This is a genomic window from Salinicola sp., assembly GCF_982684285.1.
This window is the reverse complement of sequence record NZ_CEXLVS010000479.1, coordinates 1-1,292: the sequence shown is the minus strand read 5'-3', so window position 1 is coordinate 1,292 and position 1,292 is coordinate 1. Positions and strand designations below refer to the sequence as shown.

Sequence of the window (1,292 nt, the reverse complement as noted above, 5' to 3'; positions counted from 1 at the left end):
GTATTAGACATACTGCACACCATGTTTGAAGAAACAAAAGCAGGTAATTATCCTACTCCGGCGGTTGACGAGGTGATGAGGCAATTAGCCTATTTCCTTGAGCCTGATGCGGCTCCTCCCGCTGAGGTCACTGCTGAAATCGCAGCACCCACTGCCAGTGATGAAATTACTGAAGATGAGTTTGAGAATTTATTAGACGAGCTCCATGGCAGCACCGCTGCTTCTGGTGCTGCAAAACCCCAGCCTAGCAGTCCGCCTCCTGCAGCTCCTAGTGATGCAATCACTGAAGATGAGTTTGAGAATTTATTAGATCAACTTCATGGCAACACTGCGCCCGGTACCGCAAGCACAACACCAGCTGCAGTTACGTCATCATCTGCTCCACAAAGTGATGATATTTCTGAAGAAGAATTTGAAGCTTTATTAGATGATATACAGGGTAAGAAGAAAGCGGTGGCGCCTGCTAAAGAAAAAGCCACCGTTAAAAAACCAGAACCAGTAACAAAAGTCGCGCCCGAAAAAGCACCTCCTGCTAAATCTAAAGAAGAATCCGAGACCAAAGCCGCACCTACAACAGTTAAACAAGCAGAAACCAGTGTGCGTGTTGATACCAGTCGTCTTGATGAAATTATGAACATGGTAGGTGAATTAGTATTAGTCCGTAATCGTATTAGTACTTTAGAAGCGGCATTTGAAGACGAAGAAATGTCAAAAGCAGTGAGCAACCTTGCGGTTGTGACGGCCGATCTACAAACAGCAGTCATGAGAACACGCATGCAGCCAATCAAAAAAGTCTTTGGCCGCTTCCCGCGTGTTGTTCGCGATCTAGCCCGAAATTTAAAGAAAGATATCAACTTAGAACTACAAGGTGAAGAGACTGATTTAGATAAAAATTTAGTTGAAGCCCTCGCCGATCCATTGGTTCATTTAGTTAGAAATGCTGTCGACCATGGCATAGAAATGCCGGATGTCCGCGAAGCAGCAGGCAAACCTCGCCAAGGTCTCGTAACGCTAGGTGCCGCACAGGAAGGTGATCATATTCTGCTCACCATCTCCGATGATGGTGCGGGAATGGATGCTAATATCTTGCGCCAAAAGGCCGTTGAGAAAGGCATGATGGATGAAGAATCGGCCTCTCGCCTCACTGAGTCTGTATGTTATGCGCTCATTTTTGCCCCCGGATTTTCGCTGAAAAAAGAAATTTCAGACATTTCAGGCCGTGGTGTTGGCATGGATGTGGTTAAAACCAGTATCACCAAACTTAATGGTGTTATAGAGATTGAATCCGACGT

1 protein-coding gene is annotated in these 1,292 nt (G+C 45.8%); it reads left to right on the top strand.

Translation table 11 applies throughout. The features are described from left to right. Window positions 1–21: 21 nt before the first annotated feature. Window positions 22–1,292, top strand: a 1,271-nt coding sequence (locus AC3AYF_RS21260) for a chemotaxis protein CheA (RefSeq protein WP_487780457.1), incomplete at its 3' end; no start/stop codon positions are given.